Here is a 21,927-nt window from a genome sequence, read left to right on the forward strand (position 1 = left end):
CCTGGGGGGTATGCGGACGGCCCTCCGTGCACGCGATCCCCGCCGCCGGGGCCCCGAACGCGGACCGGCCCGGCCCCCCGCACACGTGGTGCGGGGGGCCGGGCCGGGTGTCAGCTCCTCGGCGCCTCGGGCGGAGGTGCCCCGGGTAGGGGCGCCCCAGGCAGCAGAGGTGCTTCAGGCAGAGGCGCTTCAGGCGGCGGTGCCACCGTGGCGGCCACGACGGCGCAGCAGGAAGACCGCGGCACCGCCGGCCACGACCAGACCGCCGGCGACGGCGGCGATGATCGGGGTGGCGTCGCTACCGCCGGTCGCGGCCAGGCCACCGGTGGTGCCGGGGGCCGAGCTGGTGACCGCCGGGGCGGGCTGGGCGGCCGTGGTGCTGACGGTCGCCGACGGGGTGGGGGTGGCGCTCTTGGTCGCCGACGGGGTGGTGCTCGGGGCCGGGGTGGTCGGCGCCGGGGTCGACGGCTTGGCCGTCGGGGTGGGGGTCGGCGTGGTCACGCTGACCGTCTTGCAGTCCAGGATGCCCTTGAAGTTCTTGGTGAAGCCGTTCGGGCCGGTGACGGTGATGTCGTAGGCGGTGTCCTCGGCGACCGGGACGACGACGGTCTCGATCTTGCCCGGCTGGACGGTGAGGTCCTTGCCCGGCTTCACCGAGACGGTGGCCGCCTCGTCGCCGCCGTTGGCGACCGACACCTTGACGCCGTTGGCGACGCACTCGACCACGGCGGTGCTGTCGATCAGCGCACCCTTGGCGGCCTTCCAGGTCGCCTTGGCGGAGTCCTTGACGCTGAGCTTGGTGGAGCCCGCCAGGATCATGGTCTGGCTGTGCTTCTCCGGGGTGTAGCCCTTGCTGAGGAAGACGCGGCCGCTGGGCACCACGGTCTCGGCGGCGGCGTTGACCGTGGCCGTGCCGTCCGGGGTGTCGGCCGGGACGTCCAGCCACAGCTGGGTGTCCTTGGCGACCGGGCCGGCCAGGTCGGCGACCGGCTTGCCGTCCTTGTCGACCAGCTTGACCTTGTCGGCGGCGTCGCCGGCGAGCGCCAGCTTCACCTCGTTGGCGCTGGAGTTGATGGTGAACGGGCCGAGCTTGGTGCCGGGCTTGCCCGACACCGAGTCCGGGGTGAGGCTCAGCGACGGCTTGGGCTCCGCGGCTATGCCCTTGTTCTTCTCGCTGACCAGGTAGTCGCGGAGCTGCTTGGCCTCGGCGTCGACCGGGGTGGCGTTCTTGCCGTCGGAGAACTTCCAGATCGCGGCCTGGGTCCCGGCGGCGGCGTCCTCCTTGGTGAGCTCGCCCTTGACGCCCGCGTCGGCGGCCAGCTTCTTGAGGTCCGTCACCTGCGGGTAGGAGTTCTCCAGGATCCAGCGGATCTTGGAGGCGTCCTGAGCCTTCTCCGGGCGGCCGAGCGAGCTCGACTTCCAGTCGGACTCGCGGTACTCGATGGCCTTGGTGATGTCGACCGGGTGGTCGATGTCGATGCAGTACGTCTTGATCTCACCGTCGGCCGTCTTGAGGGTGAACAGCCCGCCCTGGATCGAGTGGCCGCCCTCGATGGCGATCTCCTCGCTCATCATGGTCGGCTGGACCACTGCCGTGACACCGTCTCCCGGCGCGTCGGCCGCAGCCGCCGCACCGGCTGCGAACAGGCTTCCGCCCAGCGCAACGCTGGTCGTGAGCATGACAGTGGTGATGCGCGGAAGACTCCGCCCATGCCTCTGGAACATCTGGGATCCCTCCGGGCCGGGCCTTGCCGATGGCAGCCCGCCTTGCTTGCCGCGCCCCCTGTGGCGCTGCTTCACGATGTGAACCAGACGAATCCTATTGAGCCCCAGGGGCCCGGAAACCCCCATGCGAAATTAGGACGATTCCGTATCTGTATCGTTATCAACGCTCCCAGTATCCACACAAGCTGACGCCCTGCCAGAAAGTCTGGATCTTTCTCTTAACCGGAACGGGATTGCACGGGCGGTCCCAACAACCTTCTCGATCAACATATTTGTCGACAGTCAAGGCGCTCGCCCGCCGCCCCGCCCGCCGCCGGTCGACACCCCCGCTTCCCTCGCGCGACACCTGCGCGACGCCCAACACCGCCGCCACCAAGCCCCTCCCCGCCCGTAGGACGCCCACGATCCGCCCCGGCGCGGCCTCCCCGCGACGAGTCCGAGCCCACGCTCCGCAGCCCCGGCGCCACCCGCGGGCCCGCCCGGAACGCCCCTCCCCCGCGCGAACGTCACCGCCCCGCAGCTCGGATCGTGTCCGACCGACCGTTCGGCGATCTCGCCTCCGGCCCACCGGCCGCCTCCGCCGCCCACTCGCGCCCCCTCAGCCTCCCGCCCACCACCGCCGGGTCACCCTTCGTCAGCGCGCCGGACGGACGCCCCGCCGAGGCCCGCCGGTACCCACCCGCGCAGGCCGGCGCCCGCCTCGGACCGCGCCGCCACCCACGACACCCCGCCGTCCGCCCTGAGCTCTCCGGCCGGGTCGGGCCGCCGCCCGGTCGGCGCCGGTCGGACGTGCGCGGTCGCACTCCGCCGGACGCCCGGATGCGACCCGCCGCCGCGGCGGCATTCCCGATCATCGTCATGACGGTCTCGTACACAGCCACGCTCCGCCCTCCCGGTTGCACCGTACGGAATCGACCGGTGCGCGTTGAGAGTGCGCTTCTCGGGGAAATCCGTACCAGGGGGATCGGAAATCCTGTGGACAACTCGGGGCTGTGGAAAACCACTGTCACTCTCAGGGGTGAATTTCAGCCTTTGTGTGACCATCAGGCCCCCGATCTGCGGGTCCATGACAACAATCGCCCCGGATCGCCGCCCGACCCCGGACACCCCCACGGGCGGCCCGCCGACCGTCCGCGCACGTCATCCGACCGAACGAACCCGAATGCGGCCCCCCACCCGCGCCGGGGCCGGCCTCGACCGCGGCGCTTTCTCCGTGCCGAATCCATAACGGGTGGGGAGACAGCCCCGTAACGACTGCACAACGTCCGGCGCGGAACACCGCCAGACCGCTGCACTCACGGCCTTCACCTGCGATTATCGGACCGCTCCACCGAGGCCGACACACCAACGGCGGTGTCGTTACGCCCGACCGAGGATCGAGACACCCTTATCCTGTCCCGACAGGGCAAGGGCCCGCCAACCCCCACACCCCACCCTCAGGCACGGGGACGGACAACGGGCGCCACGCGCCCGCCGCCCGGTCCCGGCAACGGTCACGCCCATCAGGGTGCCGCCCGTCCCGCCCCCATAGCTCAGCGGATAGAGCACCCGCCTTCTAAGCGGTAGGTCGCAGGTTCGAATCCTGCTGGGGGCGCCACACTGTTTTTCCCGCAGGCCACCGCAGGCGCCGGACCCGTCATCGCGCCCCCCGCCGCCGTGAATCCCGGGTACCCACCGCGCATATGCCGTGACCATCCGTGTCATGACCGCGGACAAAAACACGGCGAAAAGGGGATACCCCGAACTACACCCGGCGGAATGCCCGTTTCGGGCCTTACGCCGCGGCCGGACATCACCGCCCGGCCGCCGATCAGCCCCGGCGAACGGCCCCGACGACCCCGCCCGCACCGCCCGCCGCACCCGCACCGCCCGCGGTGGCTGCACCCGCCGCCGCCGAGGCCGCCAGGCCCACCAGATAGGCGTCCAGCAGCGCCACCTGCCGCTCCGGCGGGAACTCCGCCGGAGCGAACAGCGCCTGCACCACCAGGCCCAGCGCGAAGGCCTGGGCCCCGGCCGCGAGCTGCGCCGCCGGCGCCTCCGCCGACAGCTCCCCGAGCCGCTGCGCGGCCTCGACGTGCTCCGTCATCGCCGCACGGGCCCGCCCGTACCGCGCCGCGTGCGCGTCGGCCAGGTCCGGATCGGCCAGCGCGACGTCCCAGGAACCGACCCAGATCCGGTTGCCGGCCACCGCGGCCGGGTCCAGCGGCAGGATGTCCAGCAGCGCCGCCCGCAGCCGGGCCAGCCCCTCGGGGGGCGGCGGGCTGCCGTCGGCCGGCGCGGCACGCCTCGGCCGCGCGCCCGAGCGCCGCTCCAGGACGTCGAGCGCGTGCGCGACCAGGGCCTTCTTGCTCGGGAAGTAGTGGGTCAGCAGCCCGGTGCTGGCCCCCATCTCGGCGGCCACCGCCCGCAGCGTCAGCCCTTCGAAGCCGCGGGTGGACAGCACCCCCCACACCGCCTGCGAGACCTCGGTGCGGCGGGCTTCATGATCTCCACGGGCCGGCGTCATGGGGCTATCTTACGTACCAAACGTTTGTTATGTATGGACGAAGCACGATCACCCGTACGAACGACCCGGACCGACCGCGTCCGCCCGACGCGCCACGAAAGGCCAGCCCATGTTCGCCCTCCCCCTCGCCGAGAACGCCGTGCTCCGCCCGCTGGAGCCGTGGCAGGCCCCCGAGTACCTGGCCCACATCGAGCGCGGCCGGGCGCACATCGACCGGTGGATCGGCTGGGCCGCCCTGGCCACCGACCTCGAGTCGGCCCGCGCCGTCCTGCAGCGCTACGCCGACCGGCAGGCCGCCGACTCCGCCCGGCTCTTCGGGATCTGGCTGGACGGCACGCTGGTCGGCGGCGTGATGTTCGTGCAGTGGGACACCAAGACCGGCACCTGCGAGATCGGCGTCTGGACCGAGCCCGCCGCCGAGGGCCGGGGCCTGATCGGCACCGCCGTCCGGCTCCTGATCGACTACGCCTTCACCACCCGGGGCATGCACCGGATCGAGTGGCACAACCGGCCCGACAACGTCCGCAGCCGGGCGGTGGCCCAGCGGCTGGGCTTCACGCTGGAGGGCGTCATGCGGGAGAGCTACCTGCACCGGGGCGTCCACCACGACGGCGAGGTCTGGTCGATGCTCACCCACGAGTGGAAGCCCGCGGGCGGCCCGGCCGGGGCGGCGGAGGCTGCCGGGGCGTAGGGAGCTTCGGGGGCTTCGGGGACACCCGGGGTTTCGGGGACGCCCTGACCGCACCGTCGGTCCGGGACCCCCGGCCCGGTGGGTGCACCCGTCGGGCCGGCGGCCCCGGACCTCACCGCGGCATCCGGTCCTGAGAGAGTGGCCGCACCCGTCCACCCTCCCGGAGGTGCCCATGGCCGCCAGGCCGCTGCTGACGCGGGACCGCACCCCGCTGCCCACCCACGTCGACGGCCTCAACGCCCACCTCGGCGAGGACGGCCTGGCGGTCCTGGAGTTCGACCGCCCGCACCGGCGCAACGCCGTCACCCTGGAGATCTGGCAGGCCCTGCCGAAGGTGCTGCTGCGCCTGGCCGAACAGCCGGGCCTGCGCGCCCTGCTGGTGACCGGCGCGGGCGGCACCTTCAGCGCCGGTGCCGACATCGACGAACTCGCCGGGGTCTACGGCGACCCGGACCGCGCCGACGAGTACCACGCGATCAACGTCGCCGCCGAGGAGGCGCTGGCCGCCTTCCCGCACCCGACGATCGCCGTGGTCCACGGCGCCTGCGTGGGAGGCGGCTGCCAGCTCGCGGTCGCCTGCGACCTGAGGTTCGTCGCCGAGGACGCGCGGCTCGGCATCACGCCGGCCAAGCTCGGCGTGGTCTACCCGGCGGTGCCCACGCTGCGGCTGGCCCGGCTGGTCGGACCGTCCCGCGCCAAGTACCTGCTGTTCTCCGGCGAGCTGCTGCCCGCCCCGGACGCCGCCGCGTTCGGCCTGGCCGACCGGGTCCTCCCGGCCGCCGAACTGGACGCCGCCGCGCTGGACTTCGCCCGCCTGCTGACCACCCGTTCGCCGCAGACCATCGGCGCCGTCAAGGCCGCCCTGGCCGTCGCCCCGGAGCAGGCCGCGGCGGCCCTCGCGCCCTGGGAACGCCGTTCCCGCGAGTCGCCCGACGTCCGGGAGGGGCTCGCGGCCTTCCTGGAGCGCCGGCCGCCCCGGTTCTGAGCCCCGCCGCGCCTCGGTCCGCCGCCCTCGCGGCGTCACCGTGCCGCCGTGCCGCCGCACCGCCGCACCGCCGTCGATATGATCATCCGACCGTTCCGCCGCCGAGTCCGTCCTGGAGCCCCACCGCGATGACCGAGCCCACGCCCGTGACGATCCGGGCCCGGCAGATCACCGACGGCCTGGAGCCGAAGAACGTGATCATCTGCCTGGTCCTCCTGCTCGGCGGGGTGCGGTACGGCTGGAGCGGGCTCGGCTGGGCGGCGTTCGCGGCGCTCTTCGCGGCCGTGATCCCGACCCTGTTCATCCGGCGCGGCATCCGCAGGGGCACCCTTGAGGACCGGCACGTCGGCCACCGGCAGCGGCGGCTGACGGTCCTCCCGTTCGTCATGGGCTCGGTCGCGACGGCCTTCGGCGTGATGCTCGGCCTGGACGCGCCGGCCGACCTCACCGCGATCGTGCTGGCGATGTTCGCCTCGCTGGTCCCGATCCTGGTGATCACCGTCTGGTGGAAGGTCTCGGTGCACACCGCCGTGGCGAGCGGCGCGACGGTGTGCCTGGCGATCGCGCTCGGGCCCTGGTGGCTGCTGCTCTGCCCGCTGGTCGCGGCGATCGGCTGGTCCCGGGTGGTGCTGCGGGACCACACCACCGCGCAGACCGTCGTCGGCACGGTGGTGGGCGCGCTGTCCGCCGGGCTCGCCTTCTGGGCCGCCCGCTGAGGCCCGCCCCCCGGGGCATCGCGGACCCCGCAGGCACAGCGGACCCCACGGACGCCGCGGACCCGGCGGACTCCGCGGACCCCGCCGCTCAGCGGATCGGAAGTCCGGAGACCGCCCGGGCGATCACCAGGCGCTGGATCTCACTGGTCCCCTCGAAGATCGAGTAGATCGCGCTGTCCCGGTGCATCCGCTCGACCGGGTACTCCCGGGTGAAGCCGTTGCCGCCGAGGATCTGCATCGCCTGCGCGGTGACCCACTTGGCGGTCTCGCCCGCGTACAGCTTGGACATCGAGCCCTCGGCCGAGGTGAACGGCAGGTTGTTCGCGGCCATCCAGGAGGCCCGCCAGACCAGCAGCCGTGAGGCGTCGATCCGGGTCTTCATGTCGGCCAGTTGGAAGGCCACCCCCTGGTTGTCGATGATCGGGCGGCCGAACTGCACCCGGGTCTTCGCGTAGTCGAGAGCCACCTCGTACGCGGCCCGGGCGATGCCGATCGCCTGTGCGCCGACGGCCGGGCGGGAGGCCTCGAAGGTGGCCATCGCCGCGTTCCGCCCGCCCTTGCGGACGCCCTCCCGGGCCCGGGCGAGGCGCTCGTCCAGCTTCTCGCGGCCGCCGAGCAGGCAGTGCCCGGGCACCCGGACGGCGTCCAGCACCACCTCGGCGGTGTGCGAGGCCCGGATGCCGTGCTTCCTGAACTTCTGGCCCTGACTCAGCCCGGGGGTGCCCGGCGGCACCACGAAGGAGGCCTGCCCGCGCGCGCCGAGCGCCGGGTCGACGGTGGCCACCACCACGTGGACGGCGGCGATCCCGCCGTTGGTCGCCCAGGTCTTCGTGCCGTCGAGCACCCACTCGTCGGTGGCCTCGTCGTACACGGCCCGGGTGCGCAGCGCGGAGACGTCGGAGCCGGCGTCCGGCTCGGAGGAGCAGAACGCGGCCACCTTGACGTCGTCCGGGGTGCCGAACATCTGCGGCGCCCAGGTGCCGATCTGCTCGTCGGTGCCGTTGGCGAGCACGGCGACGGCGGCCAGTGTGGTGCCGACGATGGAGAGGCCGATGCCGGCGTCTCCCCAGAACAGTTCCTCCATGGCGATCGGTATGCCCACGCCGGAGGGGTCGAAGTACTGCTGGGCGTAGAAGTCGAGCGAGTAGATGCCGAGCTTGGCGGCCTCCTGGATGATCGGCCAGGGGGTCTCCTCGCGCTCGTCCCACTCGGCGGCGGCGGGCCGCATCACGTCGGCGGCGAAGCCGTGCAGCCAGTCGCGTACGGCGACCTGGTCCTCGCCCGGGTCCAGCGAGAAGGTGCTCATGGGTGCGTGCCTCCGAAGAAGGGTGCGGCCGACCGGGGTGTTACCTCGGGTAACATCGTCGGAGTCTGCTACTGCTTGGTAACCGGTGTCAACGCCCTAGCGAAGGAACAGCGCATGTCCCCAGAACCCCGCCGGGAGCAGTTGCTCAACGCCGCCGACCGGGTCGTCCAGCGCGACGGGCCCGGCGCCAGCATGAACGCGATCGCCGCCGAGGCGGGCATCACCAAACCGATCCTCTACCGCCACTTCGGCGACCGGAACGGCCTGATCAGGGCGCTGACCGAGCGGCACACCGGCGGGCTGCTGGCCGCCGTCCGCGCCGCGCTCGCCGAGCCGCTGGAGCGGCGCGACCGGGTCGAACACGTGCTGGACACCTACCTGGCCGGGATCGAGTCCCGCCCGCAGGTGTACCGGCTGCTCACCCACCCCGAGCCGGGCGACCCGAGCGGAGCCGGGAACGCGCTCGCGCCGGCGCTGCGCCAGATCGCCGAGGAGATCACCCGGGCCGTCGCGGGCCAGGTCGACCTCGGCGCCGACCGCGAACTCCTCGCCGAGGCCTGGGGGCGGGGCATCACCGGCATGGTGCTGGCGGCCGGGGACTGGTGGCTGGAGTCCAAGCCCTGCTCCCGGGCCCGGATGGTCCAGGCGCTCGCCGACCTGCTCTGGGGCCGGCTGGCCGCCGCGGCCGACCTGCCGACCGCCCTGTCCACCGGCTCGGCGGCGCCGGAGCCGACAGCCGGCTGAGGCCCCGCCTCCGCCCCGCCGCCCCCGCACCCCGCCGGCCCGGCGCCGACTCCCCACCGCACCCTTGTGCCGGACATGCCGGCCCCGGCATCATCGGGCCCCACCCTCCCCCGCTCCGGAGGTCCCGATGCGCCTGCGCCGCACCGCCGTTGCCCTCCTCCTCGCCGCCACCACCGCCGGCACCGCGCTGTCCGCCCCACCCGCCGCGGCCCGGCCACCGCACCGTCAGGCGGCGTTCCCCACCGCCGCCGTCACCGGCCCGGACGGCCGCACCGACCCGGTCGACGCCTCCGGCCGCCGGCTCCGGCTGCGCGGCTTCAACCTCGACAAGTACGCCGAGGCCACCGAGCAGGACGTCGAGTCCCTCGCCGCCCGGGGCTTCACGCTGATCCGGGTGGCCGTCTCGTGGACCAGGCTGGAGCCCCGCCGCGGCCGGCTGGACCAGGCCGAGCTGGGCCGCCTGCACCGGCTCCTCGGCTGGGCCGACCGGTACGGCGTGCTCGCCCTGGTCGACTTCCACCAGGACGTCTACGGCCCGAAGTTCGGCGGCGGCGACCGCGGCATCCCGCTCTGGGCGACCCGCGACGACGACCTGCCCTTCGAGGCCGACCCCGACGACTGGTTCGCCGGCTACTTCCAGCCCGCCGTCCAGGCCGCCTTCCGCCACCTCTACGACGACCCCGACCTCCGCGCCTGGCAGGCCGACTTCTACACCCGGCTGGCCCGCGAACTCCGCGGCCACCGCTCGCTCCTGGGCTACGACCTGTTCAACGAACCGTTCGGCCCGGTGGACGGCGACCCGACCGACCCCGCGGTGCTCGCCGCCGCCTCCGCCGCGCTGGAGCAGGGCCGGCTCGCCGACATGTACCGCCGGCTGATCGCCGCCGTGCGCCGGGTCGACCGGCGCGCCTGGCTGTTCGTCGAACCGACCGTCCTGGTCGGCCAGGGCGTGCCGACCCGGTTGCCGGGCTTCACCGACCCCCGCCCCGGCGCCCCCCGGCTCGGCTACGCGCCGCACTTCTACGACACCGCCGTCGAGTCCGGCGCCGACTGGGACCCGGCCGGCGGCTTCGTGGAGGACTACACCGCCGCGATCGCCGCGTACCCGGCCGCGCACCGGTTGCCGGTGTTGGTCGGCGAGTGGGGGCCGCCCGACGCCCGCAGGCCCGGGAACGCCCTGTTGGTCCGCCGCCAGGTCGACGCCATGGACGGCTTCGCCGCCGGCTGGACGATGTGGTACTGGTGCCGGGGCGACGGCGGCTACTGCGCCCTCGATCCGGCCGGGCGGCCGGCCCCGGGCCACGGACCGGCCTTCGGCCCCTACCCGGCCGCGGTGGCCGGGACGGCCGCGCGCACCACCGCGGACGGCGCCTCGCACACCGTCCGGTGGGCCGCCGACGGCACCGGCCACGCCACCGAACTCGTCCTGCCCGCCGCCGCGTTCCCGGCCGGCGTGCGGATCACCGTGCGACCGGCCGGCGCACTGGTCGCGCTCGACCAGCCCGCCGGGGAGCGGGCCGGCACCGCCCGGATCCGCCTCCCGGGCGCCCGGCCGGGCACCGCGGTCACCGTCACCCTCGAAGGGCGCTGACGCCCGGCGGCGGGTCCGCCGCCGGGCAGCGCCCCCGGTGGCGTTCCTAGGCCAGCCCGCGCCGCGCCAGCAGCGGGCCGGTCTCCGGGTCGCGCCCGACCACCGCGCGGAACGAGGCCAGCGCGTCCCGGCCGTCCCCGCGCGCGAGCAGCTCCCGGCGGAACACCTCGCCGCTCTCCCGCACGCTCCGGCCGTTCCCCTCGAACCACTCCACGGTGTCGGCGTCCAGCACCTCCGACCAGATGTACGCGTAGTAGCCCGCGCTGTAGCCGCCGGCGAAGATGTGCGCGAAGTAGTTGGTCCGGTAGCGGGGCGGCACCGCGGCCACCGCCAGCCCGGCCTCGGCCAGCGCCGCCGCCTCGAACTCCTCCGCGTCGGCCACCTCCTGGCCCTCCGGCAGGGTGTGCCAGGCCCAGTCCAGCAGCGCCGCCGCCAGGTACTCGACGGTCCGGAACCCCTGTCCGAAGGACTCGGCCGCCCCGATCCGCTCGACCAGCTCGGCCGGCAGCGGCTCGCCCGTCTCGTGGTGCTTCGCGTAGTTGGCCAGCACCTCCGGCCGGACCATCCACATCTCGTTCACCTGCGAGGGGAACTCCACGAAGTCCCGCGGCACGGCCGTCCCCGCGAAGTACGGGTACCGCACGTCCGAGAAGAGCCCGTGCAGGGCGTGCCCGAACTCGTGGAACAGCGTGCGGACCTCGTCCCAGGAGAGCAGCACCGGCTCCCCGGGCGCGGGCTTGGCCACGTTCAGGTTGTTGTACACCACCGGCCGCCGGCCCAGCAGGTGCGACTGGGTGACCAGTTCGTCCATCCAGGCGCCGCCGCGCTTGGACTCCCGGGCGTGGAAGTCGCCGAGGAAGAGGCCCAACGGGGCCCCGTCCTCCTCGAACACCTCGAAGACCCGGACGTCCGGGTGGTACGCGACGAGGTCCGGCCGCTCGGTGAAGGTCACCCCGTAGGCCAGGTTCGCGGCGAAGAAGACGCCGTCCCGGAGCACCCGCTCCAGCTCGAAGTACGGGCGCAGCGCCCCCGCGTCCACCTGGTACGAGGCCTGCCGCACCTGCTCCGCGTAGTAGGCCCAGTCGTGCGCGGCGATCTCCTCGATGCCGTCGGCGGCGGCCAGCTTGCCCAGCTCGGCCGCCTCCCGGCGGGCGTTGGCGACCGCCGGCGGCACCAGCCGGGCCAGCAGCGCGTCCACCGCACCGACCGAACCGGCCGTCTCGTCCGCCACCACGTACGCGGCGTGGGTGTCGAAGCCCAGCAGGCGGGCGCGTTCGGCGCGCAGCGCGGCCATCCGGATCGCGAGCGGGCCGTTGGTGTCCACCGCGCGGCCGAGCGAGGCGGCGAGCAGGCGCTCGCGCACCGAGCGGTCGGTGAGGGAGGAGAGTTCGGTCTGGTTGGAGAAGTTCTTCAGGCTGAGCACGTACATGCCGTCCAGGCCGAGCGCGCGGCCGTTCTCCGCCGCCGCGGCGACCGCGTCCGGCGAGAGGCCGGCCAGCTGGTCGGCGGAGTCCAGCACCAGCGCCCGGGCCTTGGAGTCCGCCGACACGTTCTGGCGGAACGCCGAGGCGCCGACGGCCAGTTCGGCGTTGAGCTCGCGGAGCCGGTCCTGCTGCTCGGCGCCGAGCCGGGCGCCGGCCCGGACGAAGGCGGTGTGCCGGCGCTCCAGCAGGCGCAGCGACTCCTCGTCCAGTCCGAGCGCGTGGCGGCGCCCGTGCAGTTCCTCGATCCGGGCGAACAGCGCGGCGTCCAGGTGGACGGCGTCCCGGTGCGCGGCCAGCCGCGGGCTGATCTCGGCGTCGATCCGGTCCACCTCGGGGGTGGTGTCGGCGGAGGAGTGGTTGTCGAAGACCCCGCGGACCCGGCGCAGCAGCGCCCCCGAGCGCTCCAGCGCGATCAGGGTGTTGTCGAAGGTCGGCGACTCCGGGTCTGCGGTGATCGCGGCGATCTCGGCGAGCTGTTCGGCCATCCCGCGCTCGAAGGCGGGCAGGTAGTGGTCCGGCCGGATCTCGGCGAACGGCGGCAGTTCGTAGGCCAGCGTGCTCGGCCTGAAGAACGGGTTCTCGGTCATTCCGCCGACCCTACGCGGTGTCATCGGCCCTGCCTACGTCCCCGCCCGCCCGCCGGGCGCACCGCTCCCGCCGTGCGCCCGGACCCCCGGGGCCACCCCGCGCAAGCACCTCCCGGACCCGTCGTTCCCCTCCTTCTCCGGGGCGCCCCGGACGCTCCCGCGGCCGGCCGCGGACCACCCGGGGGCCACGCCCGGGAACCGGCCCCGGACCGCCTCGCTCCGGTTGTCACACCCACCCGCTACCGTCGAGTTCCGCCCGCCGTACGCCCCTCGGACGGCACCCGTCCCGACGAAAGGAGCCCCCCGTGACACCCCGGATCGCCCTCGTCCCCGACCCGCACGGCCGCGGCGGCCGGCTCCAGCCGCTCGACGACGCGGGTACCCCGCTCGGCCCGCCCGTCCCCGCGCCCGACCTCGCCGCCGCCGTCGCCGCACGGGAGGCCGCCGACCACCCGCGCTGGGTCTGGGCCGCCACCGACTCCGGCTACGCGCCGCTGCTCCCACAGCTGCCCGACCGGCTCGCCCGCTGTCACGACCTGCGGCTGGTCGAGGCCCTGCTGCTGGCCCACGAGGGCCGGTTCGGCGCGCCGCGCTCGCTCGGCGCCGCCTGGGCCCGGCTCCTCGGCCGGCCCGTCCCCGCCGACCTGCCCGAGCCCGGCTCCGCCGAGGCCGGCGACGGCCAGGACACCCTGTTCGCCCCGGACCGGCTGCAACTGCCGCCCGGCGCCGACCCGCTGGCCGCCGTGGTCGCCGTGCACGCCGAGCAGCAGCGCCGGCTCGCCGCGATCGCCGATCCGGTCGCACGGGCCCGGTTCCGCCTGCTGATCGCCGCGGAGTCGGCCGGCGCCCTGGTCGCCGCCGAGATGGCGCACGACGGTCTGCCCTGGCGCGCCGACGTCCACGACCGGCTGCTCACCGAACTGCTCGGCCCCCGCCCCGCCGTGCCCGGCAGCCGGCCGAGGCTCCTCGCCGAGCTGGCCGCCGAACTGCAGCAGGCGCTCGGCGGCCGCCCGTTCAACCCCGACTCGCACAGCCAGGTGCTGCGTGCCTTCGCCGACGCCGGCATCCAGCTCGGCTCCACCCGGTCCTGGGAGCTGAAGGCCGTGGACCACCCCGCCGCGAGCCTGCTGGTCCGCTACAAGGAGCTCTCCCGGATCCACGCCGCGCACGGCTGGGCCTGGCAGGACGCCTGGGCGCGCGGCGGCCGGTTCCGCCCCGAGTACGTGGTCGGCGGCGTGGTCTCCGGCCGCTGGGCGAGCCGGGGCGGCGGCGCGCTGCAGATCCCGCGCATCCTGCGCCGCGCCGTGGTCGCCGACCCGGGCTGGCTGCTGGTCGTCGCCGACGCCGCACAGCTGGAGCCGCGCGTCCTGGCCGCCCTCTCCCAGGACGCCGGGCTGGCCCGCACCGCGGCCGGCGGCGACCTGTACGAGGCGCTCGCCGCCAACGCCTTCCAGGGCGACCGCGAGAAGGCCAAGCTGGGCCTGCTCGGCGCCATGTACGGCCAGACCAGCGGCGACATCGGGCCGCTGCTCACCACGCTGCACCACCGCTACCCGGCCGCGATGGGCTACGTCGAGGCGGCCGCCCGCACCGGCGAGGACGGCGGCGTGGTCGCCTCCCGGCTGGGCCGGCCCTGCCCGCCGCCCTCGGCGGACTTCCTCGACCTGACCGAGGCGCCGGAGACGGCGGGCGACGCCGGCGGGCGCTCGGCCCGCGCCCGGGGCCGGTTCACCCGCAACTTCGTCATCCAGGCCAGCGCCGCCGACTGGGCCCTCGCCCTGCTGGCCGCGCTGCGCCGCCGTCTCCACGCCCTGCCGGTCGCCGGTCCGGGCGACCGGCCGCACCTGGTCTTCTTCCAACACGACGAGGTGGTGGTGCACACCCCGGCCAACCTGGCCGACGAGGTGGCCGCCGCCGTCGGCGAGGCCGCGGAGGAGGCACGGCGGCTGGTCTTCGGGGAGACACCGGTGCGGTTCCCGCTCACCACCGCGGTGGTCGAGTGCTACGCCGACGCGAAGTAGCCCGGAGCGGGCCGGGCGACCGGGCCCGGGGCGGGCGTCAGAGCTTGCGGAAGCCGCGGGCCTCCTCGGCCGCCGCGACGACCTCGGACAGCGCGGCGCCGGTCGAGGCGGTCACCGCGGCGGAGACCGCGCCCTCCACGAACGGCGCGTCGACCAGGACGACGCCGGGTCGCGGGTCGTCCTCCAGCACGGTCACGGCGGTCAGCACCGAGCTCCCGAGGTCGGGCAGCACCACCACGCCGGCCCCGGCGTCCGCCTCGGCGACGGCCCGGGCGATCAGGTCGTAGCTGGTGCCGAGCCCGCCCGTCTCGGTGCCGGCCGCCACCACCACCCGCACCGTGTCCGAGGCGAGTTCCCCCAGCAGTTCCTTCAGCCCGGCGGCCAGCCGCGCGCTGTGCGAGACCAGGACGATGCCCACGTAGTCGCTCATGGCCCGACCCTACGGCGCTGCTCCACCCGGGTGAGCCGGACCGGCCGTTCCCCCGCGTGTCGGAATCCGTGCCCGCACCACCCGCCTGGCGTAGCGTCGGGTCAGCACCGTCTACCGAGGGGAGCGCAACGCCGTGAAGAAGCTCATCAACGCCGCGGAGACCGTCCTGGAGGACGCGCTGGCCGGATTCGCGGCCGCGCACCCGGAGCTGACGGTGGACGTGGCCAACCGGGTGATCACCCGCGCCGCGCGGCCGGGCACGTCCAAGGTCGCCCTGGTCTCCGGCGGCGGCTCCGGCCACGAACCCCTGCACGGCGGTTTCGTCGGCCCCGGCATGCTGGACGCGGCCTGCCCGGGCGAGATCTTCACCTCCCCCGTCCCCGACCAGGTGCTGGCCGCCGCCCGGGCGGTGGACTCCGGCGCGGGCGTGGTCCTCGTGGTGAAGAACTACACCGGCGACGTGATGAACTTCGAGCTCGCCGCCGAGCTGGCCGCCGAGGAGGGCCTGGAGGTCCGCACCGTGCTGGTCGACGACGACGTCGCGGTCGAGGACTCGACCTGGACGGCCGGCCGCCGCGGCACCGGCGCGACGGTGCTGGTCGAGAAGATCGCCGGCGCGCTGGCCGAGCGCGGTGCCACGCTGGACGAGGTGGCCTCCCTGGGCGGCCGGGTGAACGCGGCCTCCCGCTCGTTCGCGATCGCGCTGACCGCGGCGACCGTCCCGGCGGCGGGCAAGCCCGGTTTCGACCTGCCGGAGGACGAGATCGAGGTCGGCGTGGGCATCCACGGCGAGCCGGGCCGCCGCCGGGAGAAGCTCCGCCCGGCCCGCGAGCTGGCCGCCGAGGTGGTGGAGACGATCCTCGCCGACCGCCACCTGACCGCCGGGGACGAGGTGATCGCCCTGGTCAACGGCCTGGGCGGGACGCCGCTGCTGGAGCTGTACATCGTCTTCGGCGAGGTGGTCGCCAGGCTGGCCGAGCACGGCATCACGGTGGCGCGCAGCCTGGTCGGCAACTACGTGACCAGCCTGGACATGGCGGGATTCTCGGTCACCCTGACCAAGGCCGACGAGGAACTGCTGGACCTGTGGGACGCCCCGGTGGACACCCCGGCCCTGAAGCGCGCCTGACCCGCGGCACGGGGGAAGGAAGAGGAGGAATGACCGGCATGGAATTCGACACCCCGCTCGCCGAGGCGTGGATCCGCGCGATCGCGGCCTCGGTCGAGGAGGAGCAGGGGCGGCTCACCGAGCTTGACTCCGCGATCGGTGACGGCGACCACGGCAGCAATCTGCAGCGTGGCTTCGCCGCCGTGCTGCCCGCCCTGGACGGCCTGGAGCCGACCGGGCCCGGCGCGGTGCTGACCAGGACCGGCACCACGCTGATCTCCAAGGTCGGCGGCGCCTCCGGCCCGCTGTACGGCAAGGCGTTCCGGGCGGTCGGGGCCGCGCTGCCCGGGCCCGGCGGAGGCCCGGTCGACGCGGCGGCGCTCGGCGAGGCCCTGGCCGCCGGTCTGCGCGCGGTGCGGGACCTCGGCAAGGCCGAGCCCGGTGACAAGACCATCGTCGACGCCTGGACGCCCGCGCTGGCCGCCTACCGGGACGCGGTGGCCGGCGGCGCCGGTCTGCCGGAGGCCGCCGCGGCGGCGGCCGAGGGGGCGGAGCGGGGAGCCCTGGGCACCGTGCCGCTCCAGGCCCGCAAGGGTCGCGCCTCCTACCTGGGCCCGCGCAGCGTCGGCCACCAGGACCCGGGCGCCACCTCCACCGCGCTGGTCTTCCGGGCACTGGCCGAGGCTGCCTCGCGCGCCGGCTAGGACGGCCGGCGACGAACGGCGGGCGGCAGGACGGCGGACGGCAGGACCGGCCTACCCGCCGTCCGTCCGGGTGATCAGGAGCAGCAGCGCGTCGTCCCGCAGCTCCCCGCCGGTGTGCTCCAGCAGGTCGGCGTAGACCCGGCCGACCGCCGCCTCCAGCTCCGCCGAGGAGCGGGCCGCGCCCCGGACCAGCGGGCCGACCCGCTCCGCCAGCGGGTAGAACTCGCCGTTGCGGCGATGCCTGGCCTCGATCACGCCGTCGCTGCAGAGCACCAGCACGTCCTCGGTGCCGAACGGCTGCCCCCAGCTGGCGGGCTCACCGGTGGCGAGCCGGCCGAGGCCGAGCGGCACCCACGGGTCGGGCGCGTCCAGGACGTGCGCCCCGCCGTCCGCGTCCACCCGGATCGGCGGGACGTGACCGTACTGGAGCAGTTCCACCACCCCGGGCGTGCGGAACTCGGCGAACAGCGCGGTGGTGAACTCACCGTCCGGCACGTGCCGGTCGACGCTCGCCTCGACCCGGGCCGCCACGCCGCGCAGCCCGGTCTCGTCGTACGCGGCCTCGCGGAAGGCTCCGAGCACGACGGCGGCGGTCTGCACCGCCCCGAGTCCCTTGCCCCGGACGTCGCCGACGGCGACCCGGGTCCCGTGCGGGGTCTCCAGCACCGAGTACAGATCACCGCCGATCCCCGAGGCGTCGGCGGCGGAGACGTACCGGACGGCGAGGTGCAGCGGTCCGACGACCGGGCCGGGCAGCCGGAGCAGCGCCCGCTGGGCGGCTTCGGCGACGGAGCTGACGGCCGCGAACGCCGCCGCCCGGTTCATGCGGATCTTGGCGACCAGGGCGGAGAAGAGGGTGAGGAGCAGGTAGCTGATCATCGCGCCCCAGAGGAAGCGGGCGTCGTTGAGGGTGTCGACCTCGTCGTAGTGGCTGAGGCCGAAGACGGCGAGCAGACCGAGGAGGCAGACGGCGAGCAGTTCGAGCGGGCGCAGGGTGAGGGCGGCGATGCTGGGCACGACCGTCATCAGCGGGGCGAGGTAGCGGTCCCGGCCGGAGATCAGGTCGGTGAGCCCGACCAGCAGGATCGCGATCAGCGCGGGCGAGGCGCGGCGCCAGAACGGGATGTCCTGGAGGTCGACCGCCAGCAGGACGCCGCGTCGTCGGGCCCAGGACAGCCCGCTGCCCGTCGGGACGGAGGGCGACTGGGCTCGGCGGTACGGAGACACATATCGAACATAACGGACGATCAACAACCCCACCTGCGCACCCCGGCCCGGCGGGCCCCGGCTAGCCCGACCGCACTCATCCCACTCGTCCAAAACGTACCAAAGAGTCCGATTTGTCATACAGTGCGACGAAAGCGGCTCACGCAAGGGAGGCCTCCACCGGTGTCCGGATACCGCCACACCCCCCGCACCTCCGCACCCCCCGCCCGCTCGGCGGCCCGCCCCGCCCAGTGGCCCAGGATCTTCCTGGTCGGAGCGCTGCTCTGGATCGCCACCGTCGCCGTCACCTTCCTCACGGGCAACAGCAACCTGGTGCCGACCGTCGTCCTGCTCGGCAGCTTCCTCGTCCCCGCCACCGTGACGGTCTGGGCGTACGAGCGGTACGCCGCCGACCTCGGCGCCGACCGGATCTTCGCCTGCTTCGGGATCGGCGGCGTCATCGGCGTGCTCGGCGCCTCCGTCCTGGAGACGTACCTGCTCTCCCCGTCGGTCTGGATGTACGTCGGCGTCGGCCTGATCGAGGAGGCGGTCAAACTCGGCGCCCTGATCATGGTCAGCCGACGGCTGCGGGTCAGCGGCCTGCGCTACGGCCTGGTCCTGGGCGCCACCGTCGGCGCCGGCTTCGCCGCCTTCGAGAGCGCCGGCTACGCGTTCAACGCGGTGCTCAGCATCCAGGGACTCTCCCTCAGGAACCTGGTGGAGACGGAGGTCCTGCGCGGCGTCCTGGCGCCCGTCGGCCACATCCTCTGGACCGCGATCCTCGGCGGGGTGCTCTTCCGCGAGCGGCGCGCCGGACGCTTCCGCTTCACCACCCCCGTCGCGCTCACCTACCTGGGCGTCGCACTGCTGCACGCGCTCTGGGACTCGATGAGCGGCATCGCGGTCTGGCTGGTCGCGAAGACCACCGCGGCCGACTGGCAGCGCGCCCTGTTCGACCTCGGCTACATCCCCGCCCCGACCGGCGAGCAGGCCCACCTCTACACCCTCTACGACACCGCCGGCCTGGTCGCGGTCTCGCTCGGCGGGCTGCTCTGGCTGCGGCTGCTGGTCCGCAGCGAGCGACCCAGCCCGATCCCCGCCCAGTACCCGGCCGCCCCGACCAGGGGCTGACCCGACGGGCAGGCCGCGCACACCGGCGGCGCCCCGACGACGCCACGGTTCGAACACCCGGGCCCACGGCGCTCGAATCCGCCCACGTCACGGCGCGGATTCGGGCACAGCGTGCCCGGACGCCTACGCTCTGCTCTCGGACCGCACTCCGGGAAGATCCCGAATGCGATCCACACCACATTATCCGTATCCCTACGGAATACCCCCTGTGGGTATGGTGTCATCAGAAGCAGGACCCGGGCGTACGCTCGCGGCCGTAGCGAACCTTTCGGAGGCCCCGAATGTCCAGCACCATCACCTACTCCGTGACCGGCATGAGCTGCGGCCACTGTGAGAACTCGGTCAGCAAGGAGCTCTCGACCCTGGCCGGCGTGACCGACGTGTCCGCCGACGCCAAGGCCGGCACGGTCACCGTCTCCGCGGCCTCCCCGCTGGACGACGAGCTGGTACGCGCCGCCGTCGACGAGGCCGGTTACGAACTGGTCGGCCGGTCCGTCTGAGCCCCCGCCGCGCGGCGGGGCCGGGCGACCCCGCTCCCCCGCCGCGCCCCTCCCCAAGGAGCTGATCAGCACATGAGCACCTCCACCTCGGGCTCCGCATCCCCGGACGCGGCCACCGCCATAGCCGGTCAGGACGGCCCGGCAGACGTCCGGGAGCGCGTCGAACTGTCGATCGGCGGCATGACCTGCGCCGCCTGCGCGGCCCGGATCGAGAAGAAGCTCAACCGGATGGACGGCGTCGAGGCCACCGTCAACTACGCCACCGAGAAGGCGCGGGTCGACTACGCGCCCGGAGTGACCGTGGCCGACCTCATCGCCACCGTCGAGAACACGGGCTACACCGCCGAGCTCCCCCCGCCGCCGGTGGCCGCCCCCGCCACCCCGACCACCGGGACCGGGGCGTCCGCGGCGGGCGCACCGCCCCCGGCCGATCCACTGCTCGACCGGCTGCTGATCAGCGCCGTGCTCACCGTGCCGGTGGCCATGCTGTCGATGATCCCGTCGCTCCAGTTCACCAACTGGCAGTGGCTGGCGTTCGCCCTCACCGGCCCGGTGGTGGTGTACGGCGGACTGCCGTTCCACCGCGCCGCCTGGACGAACCTCAAGCACGGCGCGGCGAGCATGGACACCCTGGTCTCGCTCGGCACCCTGGCCGCCTTCGGCTGGTCGTTCTGGGCCCTGTTCTGGGGCGACGCGGGCATGGCCGGGATGCGGCACGAGTTCTCGTTCTCGGTCGGCGACGCCGACGCCTCCTCCATGCTCTACCTGGAGACGGCCGCCGCCGTCACCGTGCTGATCCTGTTCGGCCGCTACCTGGAGGCCCGCTCCAAGCGCCGCGCCGGAGCCGCCCTGCACGCGCTGCTGGACCTCGGCGCCAAGGACGTGACCGTCCTCCAGTCGGGCCGCGAGGTCCGCCTGCCGGTGACGCAGCTCGCCGTCGGCATGCGGTTCGTGGTCCGCCCCGGCGAGAAGATCGCCACCGACGGGGTGGTGGTCGAGGGCGCCTCCGCCGTGGACGCCTCGATGCTGACCGGCGAGTCGGTTCCGGTCGAGGTCGCGGTCGGCGACGCCGTCACCGGCGCCACCGTCAACGCGGGCGGCCGGCTGGTGGTCGAGACCACCCGGGTCGGCGCCGACACCCGGCTCTCCCGGATGGCCCGGCTGGTCGAGGACGCGCAGAACGGCAAGGCCGCCGCCCAGCGGCTCGCCGACCGGATCTCCGCCGTCTTCGTCCCCGTGGTCATCCTGATCGCGCTGGGCACCCTGGTCGGCCGGCTCCTGGCCGCCGACAGCCCGACCGAGGCGTTCACCGCCGCGGTCGCCGTGCTGATCATCGCCTGCCCGTGCGCCCTCGGCCTGGCCACCCCGACCGCGCTGATGGTCGGCACCGGACGCGGCGCCCAGCTCGGCATCCTGATCAAGGGCCCGGAGGTGCTGGAGACCACCCGCAAGGTGGACACCGTCGTCCTCGACAAGACCGGCACCGTCACCACCGGCAGCATGACCCTGCTCGCCGTCCGCACCGCGGAGGGCGTCACCGAGACCGAGGTGCTGCGGCTGGCCGGTGCGCTGGAGCACGCCTCCGAGCACCCCGTCGCGGCGGCCGTCGCCGCGGCCGCCGCCGAGAAGGTGGGCCCGCTGCCCGCCGTCGAGGACTTCCGGTCCCTGCCCGGACTCGGCGTGCAGGGCGTCGTCGAGGGCCACACGGTGGTGGCCGGCCGGGAGGCGCTGCTGGTCGAGCACGTCCTCCCCCTGCCCGCGGCGCTCGCCGAGGCCAAGCGCGCCGCCGAGGCGGCCGGCCGGACCACCGTCGCGGTCGGCTGGGACGGCGCGGCCCGGGCCGTCCTGGAGGTCGCCGACGCGGTGCGGCCGACCAGCGCCGAGGCCGTCGCGCACCTGCGGGCGCTCGGTCTGCGGCCCGTCCTGCTCACCGGGGACAACCGGGCCGTCGCGGAGGCCGTCGCCGCCGAGGTCGGCATCGCCGCCGAGGACGTGATCGCCGAGGTCCTGCCCGAGGACAAGGTGGCCACCGTACGGGGCCTCCAGGCCGAGGGACGGGTCGTCGCCATGGTCGGCGACGGGGTCAACGACGCCGCCGCGCTCGCCCAGGCCGACCTCGGCCTCGCCATGGGCACCGGCACCGACGCCGCCATCGAGGCGAGCGACCTCACCCTGGTCCGCGGCGACCTGCGCTCGGCCGCCGACGCGATCCGGCTCTCCCGCCGGACCCTGGCCACCATCAAGGGCAACCTGTTCTGGGCCTTCGGCTACAACGTGGCCGCGATCCCGCTGGCCGCCGCCGGCCTGCTCAACCCGATGATCGCCGGCGCCACGATGGCCTTCTCCTCGGTCTTCGTGGTCACCAACAGCCTCCGGCTGCGCCGCTTCGAGGCGGCCTGAGCACCGGCCGACCCGCCGACGCCGGGGGCCCGCACCACGAGGCGGTGCGGGCCCCCGGCCGCGAACGGCCGAGCAGCTCACCCGCGCCCGGC

General features: G+C 74.5%; 17 protein-coding genes and 1 tRNA gene. 12 read left to right on the forward strand and 6 right to left on the reverse strand.

Features of this window, described 5'->3' with window-relative positions:
* Positions 1–189 precede the first annotated feature (189 nt).
* A complete protein-coding gene (locus tag ACFWIC_RS30730) occupies positions 190–1,680 on the reverse strand; it encodes a Cys-Gln thioester bond-forming surface protein (RefSeq protein ID WP_355404661.1) in 1,491 nt (496 codons plus the stop codon).
* A gap of 1,566 nt (positions 1,681–3,246) precedes the next feature.
* Here ACFWIC_RS30730 and ACFWIC_RS30735 point away from each other — a divergent pair.
* Positions 3,247–3,322, forward strand: a tRNA-Arg gene (locus ACFWIC_RS30735).
* 213 nt (positions 3,323–3,535) lie between these two features.
* Here ACFWIC_RS30735 and ACFWIC_RS30740 read toward each other — a convergent pair.
* Entirely contained in the window at positions 3,536–4,231 is a 696-nt protein-coding gene (locus tag ACFWIC_RS30740) for a TetR/AcrR family transcriptional regulator (protein WP_380520523.1), read from the reverse strand.
* A 109-nt stretch (positions 4,232–4,340) separates the two neighbouring features.
* Here ACFWIC_RS30740 and ACFWIC_RS30745 point away from each other — a divergent pair, with 109 nt between their 5' ends.
* The 3 genes from ACFWIC_RS30745 to ACFWIC_RS30755 all read left to right on the forward strand — a co-directional run bounded on the left by ACFWIC_RS30745 (position 4,341) and on the right by ACFWIC_RS30755 (position 6,623).
* Positions 4,341–4,922, forward strand: coding sequence for a GNAT family N-acetyltransferase (locus tag ACFWIC_RS30745; protein ID WP_380363451.1), 582 nt, complete (start codon positions 4,341–4,343; stop codon positions 4,920–4,922).
* Positions 4,923–5,094: 172 nt separating this feature from the next.
* Positions 5,095–5,907, forward strand: a complete 813-nt coding sequence (locus tag ACFWIC_RS30750) for an enoyl-CoA hydratase/isomerase family protein (protein WP_329949369.1) — start codon at positions 5,095–5,097, stop codon at positions 5,905–5,907.
* A 128-nt stretch (positions 5,908–6,035) separates the two neighbouring features.
* Positions 6,036–6,623, forward strand: a complete 588-nt coding sequence (locus ACFWIC_RS30755; RefSeq protein WP_380520524.1) for a hypothetical protein — start codon at positions 6,036–6,038, stop codon at positions 6,621–6,623.
* Between the two features lie 88 nt (positions 6,624–6,711).
* Here ACFWIC_RS30755 and ACFWIC_RS30760 read toward each other — a convergent pair whose 3' ends face one another.
* Positions 6,712–7,929: an acyl-CoA dehydrogenase family protein gene (locus ACFWIC_RS30760; protein ID WP_380520525.1), complete on the reverse strand. Its 1,218-nt coding sequence runs from the start codon at positions 7,927–7,929 to the stop codon at positions 6,712–6,714.
* A 114-nt stretch (positions 7,930–8,043) separates the two neighbouring features.
* Between ACFWIC_RS30760 and ACFWIC_RS30765 the strand changes: the two genes are divergently transcribed.
* Together ACFWIC_RS30765 and ACFWIC_RS30770 are read left to right on the forward strand one after the other, a co-directional pair.
* Positions 8,044–8,673, forward strand: a complete 630-nt coding sequence (locus ACFWIC_RS30765) for a TetR family transcriptional regulator (protein ID WP_329881962.1) — start codon at positions 8,044–8,046, stop codon at positions 8,671–8,673.
* A 127-nt stretch (positions 8,674–8,800) separates the two neighbouring features.
* Positions 8,801–10,264: a cellulase family glycosylhydrolase gene (locus tag ACFWIC_RS30770; protein WP_380520526.1), complete on the forward strand. Its 1,464-nt coding sequence runs from the start codon at positions 8,801–8,803 to the stop codon at positions 10,262–10,264.
* Positions 10,265–10,310: 46 nt separating this feature from the next.
* On the opposite strand, the gene ACFWIC_RS30775 is transcribed toward ACFWIC_RS30770, so the two are convergent.
* Complete coding sequence (locus tag ACFWIC_RS30775; RefSeq protein WP_380520527.1) at positions 10,311–12,335, reverse strand: M3 family metallopeptidase; 2,025 nt, start codon at positions 12,333–12,335, stop codon at positions 10,311–10,313.
* A 305-nt stretch (positions 12,336–12,640) separates the two neighbouring features.
* Between ACFWIC_RS30775 and ACFWIC_RS30780 the strand changes: the two genes are divergently transcribed.
* Positions 12,641–14,356, forward strand: a complete 1,716-nt coding sequence (locus ACFWIC_RS30780) for a bifunctional 3'-5' exonuclease/DNA polymerase (protein ID WP_329949364.1) — start codon at positions 12,641–12,643, stop codon at positions 14,354–14,356.
* A gap of 37 nt (positions 14,357–14,393) precedes the next feature.
* On the opposite strand, the gene dhaM is transcribed toward ACFWIC_RS30780, so the two are convergent.
* Positions 14,394–14,786: a dihydroxyacetone kinase phosphoryl donor subunit DhaM gene (gene dhaM, locus ACFWIC_RS30785; RefSeq protein ID WP_329881958.1), complete on the reverse strand. Its 393-nt coding sequence runs from the start codon at positions 14,784–14,786 to the stop codon at positions 14,394–14,396.
* Between the two features lie 133 nt (positions 14,787–14,919).
* On the opposite strand from dhaM, the gene dhaK reads away from it, so the two are divergent.
* Both dhaK and dhaL read left to right on the forward strand, forming a co-directional pair.
* On the forward strand, positions 14,920–15,915 hold the full coding sequence (gene dhaK / locus ACFWIC_RS30790; protein ID WP_380520528.1) for a dihydroxyacetone kinase subunit DhaK: 996 nt from the start codon (positions 14,920–14,922) through the stop codon (positions 15,913–15,915).
* Positions 15,916–15,944: 29 nt separating this feature from the next.
* Positions 15,945–16,598 carry a dihydroxyacetone kinase subunit DhaL gene (dhaL, locus tag ACFWIC_RS30795; RefSeq protein ID WP_329949361.1) on the forward strand — a complete coding sequence of 218 codons (654 nt, stop codon included), beginning with the start codon at positions 15,945–15,947 and terminating at the stop codon, positions 16,596–16,598.
* A 51-nt stretch (positions 16,599–16,649) separates the two neighbouring features.
* On the opposite strand, the gene ACFWIC_RS30800 is transcribed toward dhaL, so the two are convergent.
* Entirely contained in the window at positions 16,650–17,825 is a 1,176-nt protein-coding gene (locus ACFWIC_RS30800) for a PP2C family protein-serine/threonine phosphatase (RefSeq protein ID WP_329881955.1), read from the reverse strand.
* Between the two features lie 162 nt (positions 17,826–17,987).
* Between ACFWIC_RS30800 and ACFWIC_RS30805 the strand changes: the two genes are divergently transcribed.
* The 3 genes from ACFWIC_RS30805 to ACFWIC_RS30815 all read left to right on the forward strand — a co-directional run bounded on the left by ACFWIC_RS30805 (position 17,988) and on the right by ACFWIC_RS30815 (position 21,835).
* Positions 17,988–18,935 (forward strand): PrsW family intramembrane metalloprotease, encoded by a 948-nt coding sequence (locus ACFWIC_RS30805; protein WP_380520529.1) that lies wholly within the window; start codon positions 17,988–17,990, stop codon positions 18,933–18,935.
* A 281-nt stretch (positions 18,936–19,216) separates the two neighbouring features.
* Positions 19,217–19,435, forward strand: a complete 219-nt coding sequence (locus ACFWIC_RS30810; protein ID WP_329881953.1) for a heavy-metal-associated domain-containing protein — start codon at positions 19,217–19,219, stop codon at positions 19,433–19,435.
* Between the two features lie 72 nt (positions 19,436–19,507).
* Complete coding sequence (locus ACFWIC_RS30815; RefSeq protein ID WP_380520530.1) at positions 19,508–21,835, forward strand: heavy metal translocating P-type ATPase; 2,328 nt, start codon at positions 19,508–19,510, stop codon at positions 21,833–21,835.
* Positions 21,836–21,927: the final 92 nt, after the last annotated feature.

It is taken from the genome of Kitasatospora sp. NPDC127035, assembly GCF_042726075.1.
Lineage (GTDB): Bacteria > Actinomycetota > Actinomycetes > Streptomycetales > Streptomycetaceae > Kitasatospora.